Consider the following 16,810-nt stretch of genomic DNA (forward strand, 5'->3'; position numbering starts at 1 on the left):
CATCGCAAAGCGTCGTCGCACGGAACTGCCGCCTGTGATCAGGATTTGGGGTTGGCGGGCAGAGGTTCGGTACAAGGCAATGCGGTTTCGCACGCAATGTCAGCGTGATTTCCGCTGGAATGGTTGCCAGTCGAATGATTGCCGTCCGCCGGGCGCAGGGGCGGAACAGTCACAGGGATATGTACCAGCCTGCGTTTACGCGCCGGGGTGCCGGTGCTGGCGTAAAGCTGTTTTCCCGCTTCGACAATCGAAACCCCGGCAAAGGCCTTGAACAGACGCGATCCGACATTTTCGAATGCCTGCGACCAGCGCAGCAGAAACCGGCTTTGGGTCGGGGGCAGGAAAAGGGCGCGGCTGTGCTGCACGGGCAGGAACATGTTTTCGCGCATCAGGTTCTGAAGCTGTGACACGCTATAGGGATGGCCAAAGCCAAAGGGCGTATTTTCCGACCAGGACCAGAGCGAGCTTCGGTTGGGTGTGACCACCACGATCCGGCCGTTGGGGGTCAATACCCGCCAGCATTCGCGCATCAGGCGGCGCATGGAATCGGAATGTTCGACCAGATGCACCAACAGGATGCGGTCGACCGAGCTATCGGGCAGCGGCAGCATGGTTTCTTCGGTAAGGGCGACATGGTTGGGATCGCCCGCGGGCCACGGCACGCAGCCCTGCTGGCCGGGCATGAAAGCCAGCACGCGTTCCGCCTCGCCCATGAAGGGGCGCAGATAGGGCGTGGCATAACCAAAACCCAGCACGCGCATGCCGCGGACATCCGACCACATCACGCGCAAGCGGCGACGGATCAGGCGGCGAGCGGCCTGCCCGAGGCTTCCGGCATAAAAACGGTGAAGATCAACAACATCCTGACGCATGAAAATAGCCTAGAGCCTTTTCTGATTGGATTGAAGCGCAAAAACCTTGCACGATGCGTGATTGTTTTAAGAAGCCGCAAGCTGATAGGCTTGGCACATATTCCATTCACACACGCGAGGTCGGCCATGTCCGCAGGCGATGTCTTTGTCATTCCGTGCCTTTCCGATAATTACACCTATCTTGTGCGCTGCCATGAAACAGGTACGACGGCGATTGTCGATCCGGGCGAGGCAGGCCCGGTGATAAGCGCGCTTGAAGATCGCGGCTGGTCGCTTGATATCGTGATCAATACCCATCATCACAATGACCATATCGGCGGCAATGCGGAACTGATCACCAGATATGGCGCGAAACTGATTGGCCCCAAGGCCGAAACCATGCGCATTCCCGGCATGGATCAGACGGTCGCCGAGGGGGATGAGGTGATGATCGGTGTGCTTTCCGGGCAGGTCTTTGACGTGCCGGGCCATACCAGCGGCCATATTGCGTTTTATTTTCCGGCGGTATCGGCCCTGTTTTCCGGTGACAGCCTGTTTGCATTGGGTTGCGGGCGGTTGTTTGAAGGAACGCCAGCCCAGATGTGGCAGTCCCTGCAAAAATTTCGCAACCTTCCGAGCGAGACGCTGGTGTATTGCGGGCATGAATATACCCAGTCCAATGCCCGGTTTGCCGCAACGATTGAAACCGGCAATGTGGCGCTTAAGGCGCGCTGCGCGGAAATTGACGATCTGCGCGCACGCGGCATCCCGACCATTCCATCACGCATGGACAAGGAACTGGCAACCAACCCGTTCCTGCGCGCCGATCATGCATCGGTTGCCAGCGACCTTGGCATGGAAGGCGCAACCGCCACCGAGATTTTTGCCGAAATCCGCGGGCGGAAGGATCGGTTCTGACGATCCGGTCCTGATCAGGCCATCTGCTTGAACAGGACGTTCTGATCAAGCAGATAGCGCGAAAACAGTGGCAGGCTGGCGGCACCGATGGCACGTGCGGCACTGCCGACCGCACCCTGTTCGATATGCGGGGGGGCGATGCCTTGCAGGTCGAGTTTGAGGGTGGCCTTGCGCGTGGCATCGACGATTCTAGCACAGACATCTTTGGGGAAGCCGCCATCGACAATGACGGCTTCGAAATCAATCACCGAGCAGACCGAGGTAATGGCGATTGCCAGGCCGCGCGCGGTATGGTCAATCCAGAGGTCAAGGGTTGCGCCAAGCTGATGCCAGTAATCGGAATCCTTCCAAAGCAGGGCGGGATCACGGCCTTCGCGGGTCAGCATTTCTTCGAGCACGAAGATGGATGCCTGATCGATCAACTGGCTGGGATGACCGGATCGCGACGGGACAGGCATCGAGCCAAAGGCCCCGGCATTGCCGGTTTTACCAGCATAAAGCGCCTGATTGAGCACCACCCCGCCACCAATGAACGATCCGATAAAGAAATAGGCGAAGTCGGAATAATTCGGCCCTGCCCCAAATACCAGTTCCGCCCCGCAGGCCGCCGTGGCGTCATTCTGCTGAAAGACCGGGAACGGCACGATTTCGCCGATGATGTCGATCAGATCGACTTCACGCCAGGCGCTCATATCTTCGGGCGGGGCGCCGACTTCTTCGACCCAGTTCCACAATTCAAACGGGGCGGCAATGCCGATCCCGGCGATGCGTTGGCGATGCGTGGTTGACAGGTCGCACGACAATTGTTCGACCGAGGCGCGCACGAATTTGCGGATGCCGTCCGGGGTCGGGTATTTATAGGCTTCGTTCAGGCTCGCGCGGACAGTCCCGACAAAATCCATCAGGATCAGTTCGGCGCTGCGTCGCCCGATTTTAAGGCCGAATGAAAAAACGCCATCGGGATCAAGTGCCATCGGGATTGATGGTTTGCCAACCTTGCCGCGCACCGGATCGCCGCGTTTGAGCAAGCCATCCTTTTCCAGCGCACGCATGATCACGGAAACGGTTTGCGCCGAAAGTCCGGAAAGACGGGCAATATCGGCCTTCGACAATCCGACATTGCGTCGCACCAGTGACAGGACCAGCCGTTCATTATAGGCGCGCACGCGCAACTGGTTCGCACCCCCGCCCGGATGAAGCGGACGCGCCCCCTGTCCCTCATCCCCGGCAATGTCCGGGTTGATATACAGTGAAGGTGTCATTTTTATCCTCCCACTCGGGTTCTTTATTGCCCGAATGGGTTTGAGAGTGACAGGATTAATTAATAAATCAATCGGATTTATTAATTGACAGCCTCGAGCATTTGGTGTGTCGTAGGCAACAGACAGGCACAAAAGACGTGCGCAACGATACGTTCCACCTGTCGCAAAATGAACAAATCCGGCCCAAAGGGCTGATTATCAGGTTATTCCTGGGAGGAAACAGATGAAGAAGACTCTTGTTGGCGCCACCCTTGGGGCGCTTGCGCTTGGCCTTGCCGCTGCACCGCATGCTGCCAAAGCCGATGAAATCGGTGCCTGCCTTATCACCAAAACCGACATCAACCCATTCTTTGTGAAAATGAAGGAAGGCGCGCAGGCCGCGTCGGTTGCCAATGGTGTCAACCTTTCGACTTTTGCCGGTAAAATCGATGGGGACCATGAAACCCAGGTGCAGGCGATTGAATCCTGCATCGCATCGGGTGCGAAGGGTATCCTTCTGACCGCATCGGACACCAAGGCGATTGTGCCGGTTGTCAAAAAGGCGCGTGATGCCGGATTGCTCGTCATTGCACTTGATACCCCGCTTGAGCCAATCGACTCCGCCGATGCGACCTTTGCCACCGATAACTTCAAGGCGGGCGAGCTGATTGGTCAATGGGCCGCCGCCAAGCTCGGCGACAAGGCCTCGGATGCGAAAATCGCGTTTCTTGACCTGACGCCAAGTGCCCCATCGGTTGACGTTCTGCGTGATCAGGGCTTCATGAAAGGGTTCGGGATCGACATCAAGGACCCGAACAAAATCGGTGACGAAGATGATCCCCGCATCGTTGGCCATGACATCACCAACGGCAACGAGGAAGGCGGCCGCAAGGCGATGGAAAACCTGTTGCAGCAGGATTCCGAAATCAACGTCGTCTATACCATCAACGAACCGGCAGCCGCCGGTGCCTATGAGGCGCTGAAATCGTTTGGCATGGAAGACGGCGTTCTGATCGTGTCGGTCGATGGCGGTTGCCCGGGCGTTCTGAACGTTCAGGATGGCGTGATTGGCGCAACATCGCAGCAATATCCGCTTGATATGGCCTATAAGGGTATTGAGGCGATCAAGGCCTGGGCCGAAAGCGGTGAAAAACCAGCCAATACCGAAGGTCTTAACTTCTATGATACCGGGGTCAACCTTGTGACCGGTGATCCAGCCGAAGGTGTTCCGTCGATTGATATCGATGAAGGCATGAAACGCTGCTGGGGCTAAGCCCCTTAGCGTGACGATCTGATATTCGAGGAGGGCGGTCATAAACGCCGCCCTCTTGTCCCACAAAAAGGTTACACTTGGTCTGCCCCTACCCGATCCAAGCCGGTCATCAGAACCGGCGGGGGCATTTGATGAACTGTTGCGCATGATTTTTCGCAACCCATGTTCACGACCAAGCCGGGAGGAAGCGATGAGCGAACCTGCTCGCACATCTCGCACGAAACAGGAATACGAACAGACGCTTGACGCCAGCGACAAGGCGGTTGCGCAGTTCGACCATAAAAGCCGGAACTTCCTGGATGCCACGCAGCATTTCCTGCATGGCAATCCGACGATGGTGCCGGTGATCGTCCTTGTCATTTCGATTATCATCTTTGGTGCACTGGCGGGACCGAAGTTCTTTTCGCCGTTCAACCTGTCGCTGATTGTGCAGCAGGTTTCGATCATCGGCATTCTGGCCGCCGCACAAAGCCTTGTGATCCTGACCGCCGGGATTGATCTTTCGGTCGGTGCGATCATGGTTTTGATGTCGGTCATTATGGGGCAACTTGCGATCACGCTTGGCGTCCCCGCACCGCTTGCCATCCTGATCGGGTTTGTCGGCGGCATTCTGGCCGGGATGCTGAACGGGTTTCTCGTCACCCGCATCAAGTTACCGCCCTTTATCGTGACATTGGGCACGTGGAATATTTTCTTTGCGCTGAACCTTTGGCTTTCGGGCGCGCAGTCGATCCGCAGCCAGACATTGGATGAAATCGCACCGCTTTTGAAATTCTTTGGCGAAAGCATCGCGATTGGCGGGGCGCGGATCACCTATGGCTCGGTCCTGATGCTCGTCATATTTGCCGTCCTTTGGTACATCCTGAACCATACCAGTTGGGGCCGGCATGTTTATGCCATCGGCGATGACAAGGAAGCCGCCGAACTTTCAGGCATTCGCACCAACCGCACGCTTATCATGGTTTATGGCCTTGCCGGGCTTGTCTGTGGCATTGGTGCGTGGGCATCGATCGGGCGTGTTGGCTCGGTTTCGCCGCAAAGTTTTCAGGAAGCAAACCTGCAATCGATTACCGCGGTTGTGATTGGTGGCATTTCGCTGTTTGGAGGACGCGGGTCGATCATCGGGCCGCTGATCGGGGCATTGATCGTTGGAGTGTTCAATTCGGGGCTTCGGCTTGTCGGGGTTGATGTTCTTTGGCAGGTGTTTGCAATCGGCTGGCTGACGATTATTGCCGTTGCAATCGACCAGTGGATCAGAAAGGTATCGTCATGAGCACGGATAAAAAACCTGTCCTGACCGCACGCGGTATCGTCAAACGCTATGGCCGTGTGACCGCACTTGATCAGGCGGATTTCGACCTTTATCCCGGCGAAGTCCTTGCGGTGATCGGTGATAACGGTGCGGGAAAATCATCATTGATCAAGGCGCTTTCGGGGGCGATCACTGTTGATGAAGGCACCATCGAGCTTGATGGCAAACCGGTGCGTTTTTCATCACCGATGGAAGCCCGCGAAGCCGGGATCGAGACGGTTTATCAGAATCTTGCGCTTTCGCCGGCCCTTTCGATTGCGGATAACATGTTCATGGGGCGCGAGCTGCGCAAACCGGGCTTTATGGGCAAATATTTCGGGGCCCTTGACCATAAAGGAATGCAACGCATCGCGCGGGAAAAGCTTTCCGAGCTTGGCCTGATGACGATCCAGAACATCAATCAGGCGGTCGAAACGCTTTCGGGCGGGCAGCGGCAGGGGGTTGCGGTTGCCCGTGCGGCGGCCTTCGGATCACGCGTCGTGATCATGGATGAACCGACCGCGGCCCTTGGCGTCAAGGAAAGCCGCCGGGTGCTGGAACTTATTGCCGATGTCAAATCGCGCGGCATGCCGATTGTGCTGATTTCGCACAATATGCCCCATGTGTTCGAAGTGGCAGATCGCATTCATGTGCATCGTTTGGGCAAGCGGCTTTGCACGATCAATCCTGATGATTACAGCATGTCGGACGCGGTTGCCTTTATGACCGGGGCAAAGGAGCCGCCAGAAATATCTGCGGCGGCCTGAATTCATGGTGCCGGATATCGACACCCTGACGGCGATGATCAGGGCCAGACAGATTGGTGATCGACGCCTCCTTGTCGCGATCGCCGGAGCACCAGCCTCGGGCAAGTCAACCTTGTCCGAACGGCTTCATCACCATCTGGGGGGTGATGAAGCCGGGGCTGTTGTCGTGCCGATGGATGGCTATCATTTCGATGATGCCATCCTTTCTGCGCGGGGATTGCTGCCGCGTAAAGGTGCGCCGGAAACGTTTGATACCGGCGGCTTCAAACGCACGCTTGAAGCGATCCGTACCGATGATGGCGATGTTTATGTCCCGGTATTCGACCGCCATCTGGAACTGTCACGCGGATCGGCCCGATGCGTTTCACGAAGCCATCGCATTGTGCTGGTCGAAGGCAATTATCTGTTGCTCAACCAGTCGCCGTGGGATCAGTTGGCAAGCCTGTTCGACCTGACCCTGTTCATCGACACACCGCTTGCGGTTTTGGAAAAGCGTCTTGCTCAGCGGTGGCTTGACCACGGACATGACCAGCCTTCAGCGCGGCAGAAAGCATTGGATAATGATATCCCCAATGCCAGAACTGTTGCCGAGTACAGCAAGTTCGGCACAGCCATTATTATAAATAACGCCTGATAGGATGGTTTGAATTACCGTTCTTTTCGCAACACCAGCGTATAGCACATCGGGATCTGGACTTTCCTGTCTTCATAGATATCAAATTCAGTTTCCCGATTTGAATGCGGATATTCGTTAAAACGTTCCAGTTTTAATCCGGCCGCGACAGCCGCAGACACGATTTCGCCCATCGTGTGGCTAAACCACCATGAAACCGGCCCCTGCCCACCATCAGATCCGTCATACGTTATGGTATCTTCGTTTGCGTGTGGCCCACGGTCAAAATATGATTGAGACGGTGAAAACGGATCGGCAGAAGTCGGATCAAACATTTCAAGAAACGGGTGGGTTTCATAGATAACGAGCACCCCATCCCGAGCCAGCAGCCCTGAGACGGCATCGAAGAAACGTTTCAAATCCGGCATCCAGTTCAGAACACCAATGGTAATCAAACCAAGGTCAAAATCGCCCGGCGTGTCTTGCGGCAATTCGTAAATGTCAGCACAGAGAAAATCACATTTCCGTCCCGATAGATGCGCCAGCTTCCGGGCTTGCGCGAGAAATGCATCGGATTGATCAATCCCAAGCACAGTTTTTGCGCCCATGGCCGACAAGGACAGCACTTCGCGACCGTTATTGCAGCACACCTGCACGACGCGTTTTCCCACGACACCGACATCCTCCAACGTTTCCCGCAAGGTTTCGTCAAACGTCGAGAAATCGGCTTTCGCAACCTCGGCCAAAAGTCGTTGCCAGGTTTCACCGGCTTCATGCAATGGTGCAGAGGCATCCCATGCGGCACGGTTGGCCGATGTGTATTTTTTGTTCTCGTCCATGGCCCGCCCCACCAATATCATAAGTTGTAGTATTTCAACAATCACAACCAATACAGCGGACTGTCAAACGAACAATGCAGGATCACACGGATTTAATTGCCGGATTGCCAATCAGCACATCAGACACCCATTCGGCAACAACCCGCACACGCGGCACATGGCGCATGTCCTGATGGATCAGGAGCCAGATTTCGCGTCCCTCCGGCTCGATATCGGGTTTGCGCGTCAGCCCCGCGAGGCGATCTCCCAAACATCTTGGCAACAGGGCAAAGGCATTGGCCGAACATGCCATCGTCGCCATGATGGATCCGCGATTGGAACGGCTGATGGTGTGGCGATTGGGGAAATGGCGGTTGAGCCATATCTGTTCGGGCTTGTCGGCAAACGCATCGTCAAGATCGACCCACGGTGCATCGGTCGGGTCATCCATCCCGGCGGGACCATAAATACCGTATTCCATCACACCGATTTTCCGGATGTGAAATGCCCCGGTTTGTGGCCTGGCAAGGCGTAGCGCAATATCGGTTTCACGTTGCGGCAGGCTTAGATTGCGGTTGCCGCCAATCAGTTCGACGCAAAGGGATGGATGGTTTGATGTCAGTTCCCCCAGACGCGGGGCAATGCAGTTTTCAAAAATCACATCCACCCCGGCAACGCGAACAACACCCGATATTTCCGGACGGGCTACCTTTTCCGACAGAGTGCCATTTGCTTCGAGCAAGGTACTGACTTCGGCCTCCATCGCCCTTGCGGTTTTCAGAAGGCTTTGTGCGCGCAATGTCGGGCGCATCTGGCCATCCCGACGCAGCAGGACAGGAAAGCCGGTGGCTTCTTCAAGGCGGGCAATACGGCGCGCAATCGTCGTCTGGTTGACGCCAAGTTCACGCGCGGCCGCACTCATGGTATTTGCGCGGCAAACGACGGCGAATGTCCGCAAGGCTTCCCAATCCATGGATCATCAACCGGTTATAATTTCTGCATATACGCAGATCATATCTGCAAATTGACGGATTTAAACTGCAAACATGCAGATACATGATCAGGCCATTCAAATGACTTTGAAAGGACAGCCACCATGAGTGCACAATCCATCTTTGAAATTCTTGGCGTTGAACTTCCGACCGGATCGGCGCGGGATGCTGCATTGATCGTGATCGATGCCCAGGAAGAATATCGCAGTGGCAGGTTGAAGCTATCAGGGCTTGAACCTGCACTGGACAATGTGGCCCGCCTGATCGCCCATTGGCGCGCGCAGAACGGCACCTTGATCCATATCCAGCATCACGGACAGGGTCTGTTTGATCCCGAAGGTCTGTATGCCAAGATCATGGACGAAGTCGCCCCGCGCGACGGCGAGCCGGTTCTGACAAAGAATGTACCCAATGCCTTTGGCGGGACTAATCTGCGCGACCTGATTGATCAGGCCGGATTGAAACATGTGGTGCTGGCCGGTTTCATGACACATGTCTGCGTGTCGACCACCGCACGTTCCGCCAACGAACAGGGATTGCAGGTCACCATCGCGGGGGATGCGGCCACCACACGCGACCTGCCCGCAACATCCGACCACGCTACTATCCCGGCCAAGGAATTGCACCGCGCCGAACTGGCCATTCTGGCCGATGCGTTTGCCAAGGTTGTGACGACCGGGGATGTTCTAAAAGCTTGATTGTAAATGCAAAACACCCCGCAGGATTGCTGCGGGGTGTTTTGATGAGTGTGAGCGCAATCAGTACGATCAGAACATATGCTGTCCGCCATTGAGCGACAGACAGGAACCGGTGATGAAGCCGGAATTCGGGCCACACAGGAACAGAACGGCCTGTGCGATTTCCTCGGCCTCGCCAAGACGACCAACCGGGATTTTGGCGATGATGCCTTCCAGAACCTTTTCCGGAACGGCGGCGACCATGTCAGTATTGATATAGCCTGGCGCGATGGTATTGACCGTCACACCCTTGCGCGCGACTTCCTGTGCCAGTGCCTTGGTAAAACCATGCACCCCAGCCTTGGCGGCGGAATAGTTGGTCTGGCCGAGCTGACCGGCCTGACCATTGATCGACGAGATATTGACGACCCGCCCGAACCCGCGTTCGCGCATGCCTTCAAGCACCGGCTTGGTCATATAGAACAGCGCGCTTAAATTCGTTTCGATCACCGATTGCCAATGGTCAACCGACATCTTGTGCATGAAGCCATCACGGGTAATCCCCGCGTTATTGACCAGAATATCAACCGGCCCGACTTCGGATTCCACCTGTCGAATGCCATCCGCACAGGCATCGGCATCGGCAACACTCCATTTGAAGGTCGCAATGCCGGTTTCTTCGGTGAAAGCGCGGGCAGCGTCATCATTGCCTGCATAGTTTGCAACAACCGTATGGCCCGCTTCCTTGAGCGCCAGGCTGATCGCCTTGCCAATTCCGCGTGTGCCACCGGTTACCAGTGCCGTTTTTGTCATGGTCGCCTCCCTAAACTTCAGTCATCCAATTCATGTATCGGTATCCCGTAGTTTGCCCTTCTACGATATGCGAAATTTTAATCCACAAAACCAATTATAAACGTAACTTTATTTCCCATTCATGATTCATGTCACGTAAAATGCGTAAACTCTGGTCGAATTTCATCTGCGCCCGAGGGGATAAACAAACAGGGCAGCCCCCAAAGGAGGCCGCCCTGCACGTTTCATCCAATCAGATGGTTCGAAGCAATCAGCGTTCGACGCACAGTGCGACCCCCATGCCGCCGCCAATGCACAATGTCGCAAGGCCCTTTTTGGCATCGCGTTTCTGCATTTCGTACAGCAGGGTGGTAAAGACACGTGCGCCCGATGCGCCAATCGGATGGCCAAGGGCAATGGCCCCGCCATTGACGTTAACCTTGTCGGTATCCCAGCCCATGTCACGGTTCACCGCAATTGCCTGTGCGGCAAAGGCTTCGTTGGCTTCGATCAGATCAAGATCACCAACCGACCAACCGGCTTTTTCAAGTGCCTTGCGCGATGCCGGGATCGGGCCGGAGCCCATAACAGCCGGATCAACACCGGCAGTCGCCCAGCTTTTGATCGTCGCAAGCGGGGTCAGGCCGCGTTTAGCGGCCTCGTCAGCCGACATGACAATCAGGGCAGCGGCCCCGTCATTGATGCCCGATGCGTTACCGGCGGTTACCGTGCCTTCCTTATCAAAGGCCGGGCGTAGTTTCGCCATGCCTTCGAGGCTGGCACCATGACGCGGATATTCATCGGCATCAAAGACCACATCGCCCTTGCGCGAGGAAAGGGTAACAGGGGCGATTTCATCATTGAAGCGGCCGGATTTCTGGGCGGCTTCGGCCTTGTTTTGTGACGCGGTCGCGAAGGCATCCTGTTCTTCGCGGGTGATCTGCCATTTAGTGGCAATGTTTTCCGCGGTGTTGCCCATGTGATAGCCATTGAAGGCACACCACAGGCCATCCTTGATCATGCTGTCGATGAATTTGACATCGCCCATCTTGTGACCGGCACGCAGATTGGCGACGTGCGGCGACATGGACATGTTTTCCTGACCACCGGCAACGACGATTTTGGCGTCACCCGCCATGATCTGCTGGGCAGCAAGGGCAACGGTGCGAAGGCCCGATCCACAGACCTGGTTGATGACAAAGGCGGTGGCAGTATCGGGGATGCCAGCAGCGATTGCCGCCTGCCGTGCCGGATTCTGTCCGGCCCCGCCGGTCAGGACCTGACCGAAAATAACCTCGTTTACGGCATCCGCCTCGACACCGGAACGTTCCAGAGCCGCCCTGATGGCAACAGCGCCAAGCTCGTGTGCTGGGGTATTGGCCAGCGAACCGCTAAAAGCGCCGATCGGTGTGCGTGCGGCACCCACAATTACGACGTCTGTCATGAAACCCTCCGATTATATCTTGAATACGTTTTTCCCCGGACCTTTACGATCCTGATGATCGGACCTGCAATCCACCTACGATCTTATCGCGACGCAACAAAAAGCCAAGCATTGATACGCACCACTTTCGGACAGTTTTGTTTCCGGGTGTATGGGCCGGGCAAATCCGCGCAGATCGTTATCCTCATAGTTTGCCTGAAACGGCTATAACGCAACCCCGACTTCATCCTTTAATACCTCTGTCGCGATATAGGTGCGGTACCAGACGATGTTGTCGTCCGCGTCAAACAGGGTTTCGCATAGGGCGGTATATTCCGCCATGTCGCGCATATGCAGGACCAGAACACCGGTGACCTCGCCAGTGACAAGGTAGCATTGCCGAACGGCTTCAAGGGTGCGGACTTTTTTGATGAAGTCCTGCCGGTAGCGGTTGCCATGGCGATGAAATTCCAGATTGATCACCGCAATTAATGGCCGCCCGACCAGCGCGGGATCAATCACCGCCACGGTTTTGCGAATGACGCCAGCCTCGCGCAGCTTGGCAACACGGCGCAAGCAGGCCGATGGTGACAGGCCAACATGATCGGCAAGCGTTGCATTCGCGATATCCGCGCTTTCCTGCAATATCCGAAGGATTTTGGTATCGATACGGTCAAGGTCGGCCAATATATGCAACTCCGAAGCGCGGTATGATAAAAGTACGCTTTATTATTGCACGGAAACACGTGATTTCGCCGCACAATAATATATCGACTGTGCGAGGATGCGCATCGTTAAATGACTGCCCCACATATGCCCTTCGTACCACCCAAGAAGCCCGGAACCTCGCGCCCCATGCATCGCTATTTCCTGAATTTGCTAAACCGCAGCCAGCGTTTGTTCATCACCCTGATCAAGGTCATGTTACCCGTCATGATCATTGTGCGGATTGCCGATGAATTCGGCGCGGTTGCCTTTGCATCCGACCTGCTGTCCCCCATCATGAGCCTGATCGGATTACCGCCCGAAGCCGGTCTGATCTGGGCAACATGTGCGCTGGTCAGCATGTATGGCGCGGTCGGGGCGTTTATCGGGTTATCCGCCCATCTGGATATGACAGCCGCCCAGCTAAGCGCGCTTTGCGCGATGATGCTGTTTGCCCATGGGCTTCCAGTCGAACAGGCGATTGTCAAACGCGCCGGGGCCAGCCTGATCACGACCACGGCCCTTCGGCTTGGCGCGGCGGTGTTCTACGCCGCACTGGTGACATGGATCAGCAATACCACCGGCTGGCTTTCCGAGCCGGTTGATTTTTCTTGGATGGCGGGCGGCGAGACGGCTTTGGTCGCCACCGGTATGGATGGCTGGGTCGAATGGACCATCCAGACGATAAAATCGCTTGTTGTGACCTTTGGCGTGATTGTCGGCTTGCTGGTGTTGCTCGATATCCTTGATAAAACCGGCATTACCGAGCGCATCACGCGTGGCATGATGCCGATCCTGCGGATTTCGGGATTATCGCGCGACGTCGCCCCGGTAACAACCATTGGTGTGTTGCTGGGCCTGACTTATGGCGGGGCGCTGATCATTGACGAGGCGCGTAAAAAAAACTTCCCGCCGCGCACGCTTTTCCTATCGCTTTCTTGGCTGTCACTGTCACATTCGCTGATTGAGGATACGGCGATCATGCTGGCCCTTGGTGCGGATATCTGGGTCGTTCTGGTCGGGCGGGTGAGTTTGACATTGCTGATTATCGCCGCCCTCGCCCGCCTGACCCTGCGTTGGCAAACCAAACCGGTGGCGGCACCCGAAACCGGCTCCTGATTATTTCGTTTCCGCCAGCCAGTCGAGCACCGGTCCCCAGGTTGATTTTTCGGCGCGCGATCCGACCATCATGCCGATATGACCGGCCGATGGATGCAGTTCGGTTCGCACATCTTCCGGCAAGCTTGCGAAAAGGGCCTGTGCACTTTCAGGCGGGACGATCCGGTCATTTTCGGGGATCACGGCCAAGGTCGGGCAACTGATATCAGCCGGGTTGATATCAATGCCGTCGATCTGCCATTCGCCCTTGGCCGGTTTGTTTTCAACATACCAGCCAATCAGGCAATCAATCGCCACCCGGCGGGTCAGCGGCACACCGTCATTAAGCCAGTCTTCAAGCGCGACGAAATCATCGGCCTTGGCCGAATTGGCGGGGATGGAGGCAAAGCGGCGGAACTTTTCCCCGATCATGAAAGGATCGAGGCTGGCAAACAGGCTTTGCAGCACATCGACCGGCAGGCTGTCATGGATCGACAGCATATGGGGCAAGGACGGCGCGAAGGCCGCGGCAATGCGCCCCTGTGTCGGGCCAGCCGCCATGAAATCCCAAGGTGTCGCCAACAGCACCAGACGCGATACCTGTGCGGGGTCAAGCAAGGTCGCGGCCAGCGTGAGCACGCCACCCATGCAATAACCGATCATCGGCACCGGCCCGCCATTCATATCGGCGATGTCCTGAAGGGCGGTGACCAGACGGCCCGCGATGTAATCATCAAGGCCGTAATGGGTTTCTTCTTCGCCGGGATAGCCCCAATCGACCAGAAGCGGCCGATATCCGGCCTTGGCCAGAAACCGCGCGAAGCTTCGTTTTTTATTCAGATCAAGGATATAGGCACGGTTCACCAGAGACGGCACCAGCACGACAATGCCAAGCGGGCTTCTGGGCTTGGCTTCTTCGACTGCGCCGTAATCGCGGATGCGGGTTGCGCCGTCTTCCCAGATTACGGGCGCATCATCGGTCCCGCGTTTATAGCCATGTTTCTGATAGGCGCGCACACCGTCATGAAACGCTGACTGACTGGCAAAGGCAACACGATCCAGCGCCTGTGCGATATCGTCAGGATGATGTTTTTCGATCTCGTTCAGGAGCTTCATCGCCCGATCCTGGAGTTCCGGCCTCCAGGGCAGAAATTGTTTCCTGAAGATCGGCAATGCGGCGCGCGAGCTCAACCAACTCGTCATCTCGACCGCCAGATGCATCGCCAGCGGCCTTGGCCCGGCGCGACGATTGCTTGCCCTTTTCGGCGGGTTTGTCTGCTGTCGGTTTTGCGCGCTCATTTTTTCCCTGCCCCGATTTATTGCTTTTGCCTGTCTTGCCTTTGGTCGCTTCAGCCTTACCAGCCTCTTTGGCGGTCGTGCCCGGATCGGCCTTTTTATCGACATTGGCCTTGCTGGTCGCGCCGGTCATTCCGGGCATCGCCATTTTTGACATCTGATGGATCATGGCCGCCATGGGATTGGCCGCCGGGTCCATCGGTGTGCCCTTCATCATTTCCGGAAGCGTTTCGGGCGTCATACCGGGTATCATTCCGGACATCATTCCGGGGAACCCACCCGGCACAGCCCCCGGAAGAGCACCGGGAAAAGCCCCGGGTTTCTGGCCGGTCGCCAATTGCCCGATCAGCTTGCCCCATGCCTCAAATCCTTCGCCGATCCGCGATGTATCGGCCCCGAGCGATGCATAAAGCCGTCCGATGGCGCTCGCCGCGTCGGCACCATCGGCTGTCGCGGCAACCTGTTCGCGCCAAAGATCCATGAATTGGCGGGCCAGATGATCGAGTTGATCATCAAGTTCATCATCGAGGTTATCATTTGGCAGATCGTCGGGATCCTGATCCTTTTTCGCCCATGTGTCGGACAATGTTGCTTCCCCCGGTTCTGGTTCGGATCACGCAGATGACATGCGCCTTGTCGCTGGCAAACACTATAGGCGGTTCGGGCGTGTCCGAAAACGAAATCCATTGCTGCGCGGCAACAACAGGCATCGGAGGTTGTTTTTCGCAGCGCACATCGCGTTGAACACTGGACACATTGGAATTTACACGGCACTCTTGTGCACGCTTGAGCAGACGCAAAATTCAAAATGCTGCGCAACATTCAGATTTGTGCAAACGCAAACAAGGTATTTCATACCGCACTGCCCAAGCCAGACGTCCGGGAAACAGGGAAGCAGGGAATAACGTCATGACCACGAAAAAATCAGATGATCAGGATCGCGTCGTTATCAAGAAATACGCGAACCGCCGCCTTTATAACACTGCGACCAGTTCGTATGTGACGCTTGACCACCTCTCGCAGATGGTCAAGGACAATACCGATTTCGTCGTTTATGACGCCAAGACCGGAGAGGATATCACCCGTCCGGTCCTGACACAGATCATTGTCGAGGAAGAAAACAAGGGGCAGAATCTTTTGCCGATCAGCTTCCTGCGTCAATTGATCGGATTCTATGGCGACAGTCTTCAGGGCCTGGTGCCAAGCTATCTGGAACAGGCGATGCGGTCGTTTGCGCATAATCAGGAACAGATGCGCGAATATATGCAGGGCACGATGCAGGGGATTTTCCCGTTCGGCCAGTTCGAGGAAATGAACAAGCAGAACATGGCGCTGTTTGAACAGACCATGAAGATGTTTTCCCCCTTCCTTCAGGAAGAGGCCGACAAGGCCAATGCAAGTGCCGAGGCAGCCAAAAATGGCAAACCGGCAAAAAATGACGCATCCCTTGATGACCTGAAAAGCCAGCTTGAAGCCATGCAGGCGCAGCTCAACAGTCTGGTCAACAACAAGGCCAGCAAGTAAACGGCCCCAAACCCGTTCATTTCAAGGCATCACGCAGAAAGCTCCGGATTTTCCGGGGCTTTTTTTGTTTTTGCCCGCATGTGTTGCGGCATCATTCCTGCATAAACTTTTCATTAACGTTTTTCACCGCCCGGCACCTGTCGCAAGGCGGCAATTTTTGCCGGGTTCAAGCCCCTTTGAACGGAGTCCCTTGCATAAGGCCAGTTAAATACCCCGGTTGAACGCACAAAACCGCAAAATGACATGACAGCGATAACGCCGATCCCCTTGCCCCCGGCCCGCAGGCCCGACGCTGCAAGTAGTGGAACAGACGGCCCTGCCGGGATCGGGATGGATGTCACTGCACTGGTTTCGCCTGTACGGGAAATCGCGCAGAACGGTGGCGCATGGCTTGAACCCCATGATCCTGGGGGCAGTGCAGCATTTTGGGCGCAGCTTTTGGGCCAGCTCCTACCTCAGGAAAACCTTTTGCAACCTGCGGTCATTCAGGAATTGCATGCCAGCTATGCACGTCATTCCACACCTTACGGC

Annotated in this window: 17 protein-coding genes; 8 read left to right on the forward strand and 9 right to left on the reverse strand. The window is 56.1% G+C overall.

Annotated elements, in window-relative coordinates:
* Positions 1 to 38: 38 nt before the first annotated feature.
* Positions 39 to 872 carry a methyltransferase domain-containing protein gene (locus tag ABIE64_RS11340; protein ID WP_065701723.1) on the reverse strand — a complete coding sequence of 278 codons (834 nt, stop codon included), beginning with the start codon at positions 870 to 872 and terminating at the stop codon, positions 39 to 41.
* 126 nt (positions 873 to 998) lie between these two features.
* Between ABIE64_RS11340 and gloB the strand changes: the two genes are divergently transcribed.
* Positions 999 to 1,769: a hydroxyacylglutathione hydrolase gene (gene gloB / locus ABIE64_RS11345; RefSeq protein WP_114093623.1), complete on the forward strand. Its 771-nt coding sequence runs from the start codon at positions 999 to 1,001 to the stop codon at positions 1,767 to 1,769.
* Positions 1,770 to 1,783: 14 nt separating this feature from the next.
* On the opposite strand, the gene ABIE64_RS11350 is transcribed toward gloB, so the two are convergent.
* Positions 1,784 to 3,031, reverse strand: coding sequence for an ROK family transcriptional regulator (locus tag ABIE64_RS11350; protein WP_354377491.1), 1,248 nt, complete (start codon positions 3,029 to 3,031; stop codon positions 1,784 to 1,786).
* 223 nt (positions 3,032 to 3,254) lie between these two features.
* Here ABIE64_RS11350 and ABIE64_RS11355 point away from each other — a divergent pair, with 223 nt between their 5' ends.
* The 4 genes from ABIE64_RS11355 to ABIE64_RS11370 all read left to right on the forward strand — a co-directional run bounded on the left by ABIE64_RS11355 (position 3,255) and on the right by ABIE64_RS11370 (position 6,975).
* Positions 3,255 to 4,283, forward strand: a complete 1,029-nt coding sequence (locus ABIE64_RS11355; RefSeq protein WP_037987330.1) for a sugar ABC transporter substrate-binding protein — start codon at positions 3,255 to 3,257, stop codon at positions 4,281 to 4,283.
* A gap of 190 nt (positions 4,284 to 4,473) precedes the next feature.
* Positions 4,474 to 5,556, forward strand: a complete 1,083-nt coding sequence (locus ABIE64_RS11360; RefSeq protein WP_037987328.1) for an ABC transporter permease — start codon at positions 4,474 to 4,476, stop codon at positions 5,554 to 5,556.
* Entirely contained in the window at positions 5,553 to 6,341 is a 789-nt protein-coding gene (locus tag ABIE64_RS11365) for an ATP-binding cassette domain-containing protein (RefSeq protein ID WP_354377492.1), read from the forward strand. Before ABIE64_RS11360 ends, ABIE64_RS11365 begins: the two co-directional genes overlap by 4 nt.
* Positions 6,342 to 6,345: 4 nt before the next feature.
* The gene (locus ABIE64_RS11370; RefSeq protein WP_354377493.1) at positions 6,346 to 6,975 is read left to right on the forward strand and encodes a nucleoside triphosphate hydrolase; all 630 of its coding nucleotides are present in this window, start codon (positions 6,346 to 6,348) and stop codon (positions 6,973 to 6,975) included.
* Positions 6,976 to 6,989: 14 nt separating this feature from the next.
* On the opposite strand, the gene ABIE64_RS11375 is transcribed toward ABIE64_RS11370, so the two are convergent.
* Both ABIE64_RS11375 and ABIE64_RS11380 read right to left on the reverse strand, forming a co-directional pair.
* The gene (locus ABIE64_RS11375) at positions 6,990 to 7,793 is read right to left on the reverse strand and encodes a class I SAM-dependent methyltransferase (RefSeq protein ID WP_007090122.1); all 804 of its coding nucleotides are present in this window, start codon (positions 7,791 to 7,793) and stop codon (positions 6,990 to 6,992) included.
* An 82-nt stretch (positions 7,794 to 7,875) separates the two neighbouring features.
* Positions 7,876 to 8,745, reverse strand: a complete 870-nt coding sequence (locus ABIE64_RS11380; RefSeq protein ID WP_007090123.1) for a LysR family transcriptional regulator — start codon at positions 8,743 to 8,745, stop codon at positions 7,876 to 7,878.
* Positions 8,746 to 8,868: 123 nt separating this feature from the next.
* On the opposite strand from ABIE64_RS11380, the gene ABIE64_RS11385 reads away from it, so the two are divergent.
* Positions 8,869 to 9,462, forward strand: a complete 594-nt coding sequence (locus ABIE64_RS11385) for a cysteine hydrolase family protein (RefSeq protein ID WP_354377494.1) — start codon at positions 8,869 to 8,871, stop codon at positions 9,460 to 9,462.
* A 69-nt stretch (positions 9,463 to 9,531) separates the two neighbouring features.
* Here ABIE64_RS11385 and phbB read toward each other — a convergent pair whose 3' ends face one another.
* From phbB to ABIE64_RS11400, 3 genes are all read right to left on the reverse strand, one after another.
* Positions 9,532 to 10,254 carry an acetoacetyl-CoA reductase gene (gene phbB / locus ABIE64_RS11390; protein ID WP_007090125.1) on the reverse strand — a complete coding sequence of 241 codons (723 nt, stop codon included), beginning with the start codon at positions 10,252 to 10,254 and terminating at the stop codon, positions 9,532 to 9,534.
* A gap of 250 nt (positions 10,255 to 10,504) precedes the next feature.
* Positions 10,505 to 11,677, reverse strand: a complete 1,173-nt coding sequence (locus ABIE64_RS11395; protein WP_037987320.1) for an acetyl-CoA C-acetyltransferase — start codon at positions 11,675 to 11,677, stop codon at positions 10,505 to 10,507.
* 204 nt (positions 11,678 to 11,881) lie between these two features.
* Complete coding sequence (locus tag ABIE64_RS11400) at positions 11,882 to 12,343, reverse strand: Lrp/AsnC family transcriptional regulator (RefSeq protein WP_037987319.1); 462 nt, start codon at positions 12,341 to 12,343, stop codon at positions 11,882 to 11,884.
* Between the two features lie 111 nt (positions 12,344 to 12,454).
* On the opposite strand from ABIE64_RS11400, the gene ABIE64_RS11405 reads away from it, so the two are divergent.
* Positions 12,455 to 13,480 (forward strand): nucleoside recognition domain-containing protein, encoded by a 1,026-nt coding sequence (locus tag ABIE64_RS11405; protein WP_354377495.1) that lies wholly within the window; start codon positions 12,455 to 12,457, stop codon positions 13,478 to 13,480.
* On the opposite strand, the gene ABIE64_RS11410 is transcribed toward ABIE64_RS11405, so the two are convergent.
* Positions 13,481 to 14,575 (reverse strand): alpha/beta fold hydrolase, encoded by a 1,095-nt coding sequence (locus ABIE64_RS11410; protein WP_258548364.1) that lies wholly within the window; start codon positions 14,573 to 14,575, stop codon positions 13,481 to 13,483.
* Positions 14,538 to 15,341 (reverse strand): hypothetical protein, encoded by an 804-nt coding sequence (locus ABIE64_RS11415; RefSeq protein ID WP_114093613.1) that lies wholly within the window; start codon positions 15,339 to 15,341, stop codon positions 14,538 to 14,540. The genes ABIE64_RS11410 and ABIE64_RS11415 overlap by 38 nt, the downstream gene beginning before the upstream one ends.
* A gap of 323 nt (positions 15,342 to 15,664) precedes the next feature.
* Between ABIE64_RS11415 and phaR the strand changes: the two genes are divergently transcribed.
* Positions 15,665 to 16,279 carry a polyhydroxyalkanoate synthesis repressor PhaR gene (gene phaR, locus ABIE64_RS11420; protein WP_007090134.1) on the forward strand — a complete coding sequence of 205 codons (615 nt, stop codon included), beginning with the start codon at positions 15,665 to 15,667 and terminating at the stop codon, positions 16,277 to 16,279.
* The last annotated feature ends 531 nt before the right edge of the window (positions 16,280 to 16,810 follow it).

This window comes from Thalassospira sp. MBR-102 (assembly GCF_040549275.1).
GTDB classification, from domain to species: Bacteria; Pseudomonadota; Alphaproteobacteria; order Rhodospirillales; family Thalassospiraceae; genus Thalassospira; species Thalassospira xiamenensis.

Excerpts from the sequence above, each read along its gene's own strand:
- ABIE64_RS11370 (WP_354377493.1), top strand. The coding sequence starts at position 6,346 with ATGGTGCCGGATATCGACACCCTGACGGCGATGATCAGGGCCAGACAG.
- ABIE64_RS11350 (WP_354377491.1), bottom strand. The coding sequence starts at position 3,031 with ATGACACCTTCACTGTATATCAACCCGGACATTGCCGGGGATGAGGGA.
- phbB (WP_007090125.1), bottom strand. The coding sequence starts at position 10,254 with ATGACAAAAACGGCACTGGTAACCGGTGGCACACGCGGAATTGGCAAG.
- ABIE64_RS11360 (WP_037987328.1), top strand. The coding sequence starts at position 4,474 with ATGAGCGAACCTGCTCGCACATCTCGCACGAAACAGGAATACGAACAG.
- ABIE64_RS11355 (WP_037987330.1), top strand. The coding sequence starts at position 3,255 with ATGAAGAAGACTCTTGTTGGCGCCACCCTTGGGGCGCTTGCGCTTGGC.
- phaR (WP_007090134.1), top strand. The coding sequence starts at position 15,665 with ATGACCACGAAAAAATCAGATGATCAGGATCGCGTCGTTATCAAGAAA.
- ABIE64_RS11375 (WP_007090122.1), bottom strand. The coding sequence starts at position 7,793 with ATGGACGAGAACAAAAAATACACATCGGCCAACCGTGCCGCATGGGAT.
- gloB (WP_114093623.1), top strand. The coding sequence starts at position 999 with ATGTCCGCAGGCGATGTCTTTGTCATTCCGTGCCTTTCCGATAATTAC.
- ABIE64_RS11385 (WP_354377494.1), top strand. The coding sequence starts at position 8,869 with ATGAGTGCACAATCCATCTTTGAAATTCTTGGCGTTGAACTTCCGACC.
- ABIE64_RS11410 (WP_258548364.1), bottom strand. The coding sequence starts at position 14,575 with ATGAAGCTCCTGAACGAGATCGAAAAACATCATCCTGACGATATCGCA.
- ABIE64_RS11405 (WP_354377495.1), top strand. The coding sequence starts at position 12,455 with ATGACTGCCCCACATATGCCCTTCGTACCACCCAAGAAGCCCGGAACC.
- ABIE64_RS11365 (WP_354377492.1), top strand. The coding sequence starts at position 5,553 with ATGAGCACGGATAAAAAACCTGTCCTGACCGCACGCGGTATCGTCAAA.
- ABIE64_RS11380 (WP_007090123.1), bottom strand. The coding sequence starts at position 8,745 with ATGGATTGGGAAGCCTTGCGGACATTCGCCGTCGTTTGCCGCGCAAAT.
- ABIE64_RS11340 (WP_065701723.1), bottom strand. The coding sequence starts at position 872 with ATGCGTCAGGATGTTGTTGATCTTCACCGTTTTTATGCCGGAAGCCTC.
- ABIE64_RS11395 (WP_037987320.1), bottom strand. The coding sequence starts at position 11,677 with ATGACAGACGTCGTAATTGTGGGTGCCGCACGCACACCGATCGGCGCT.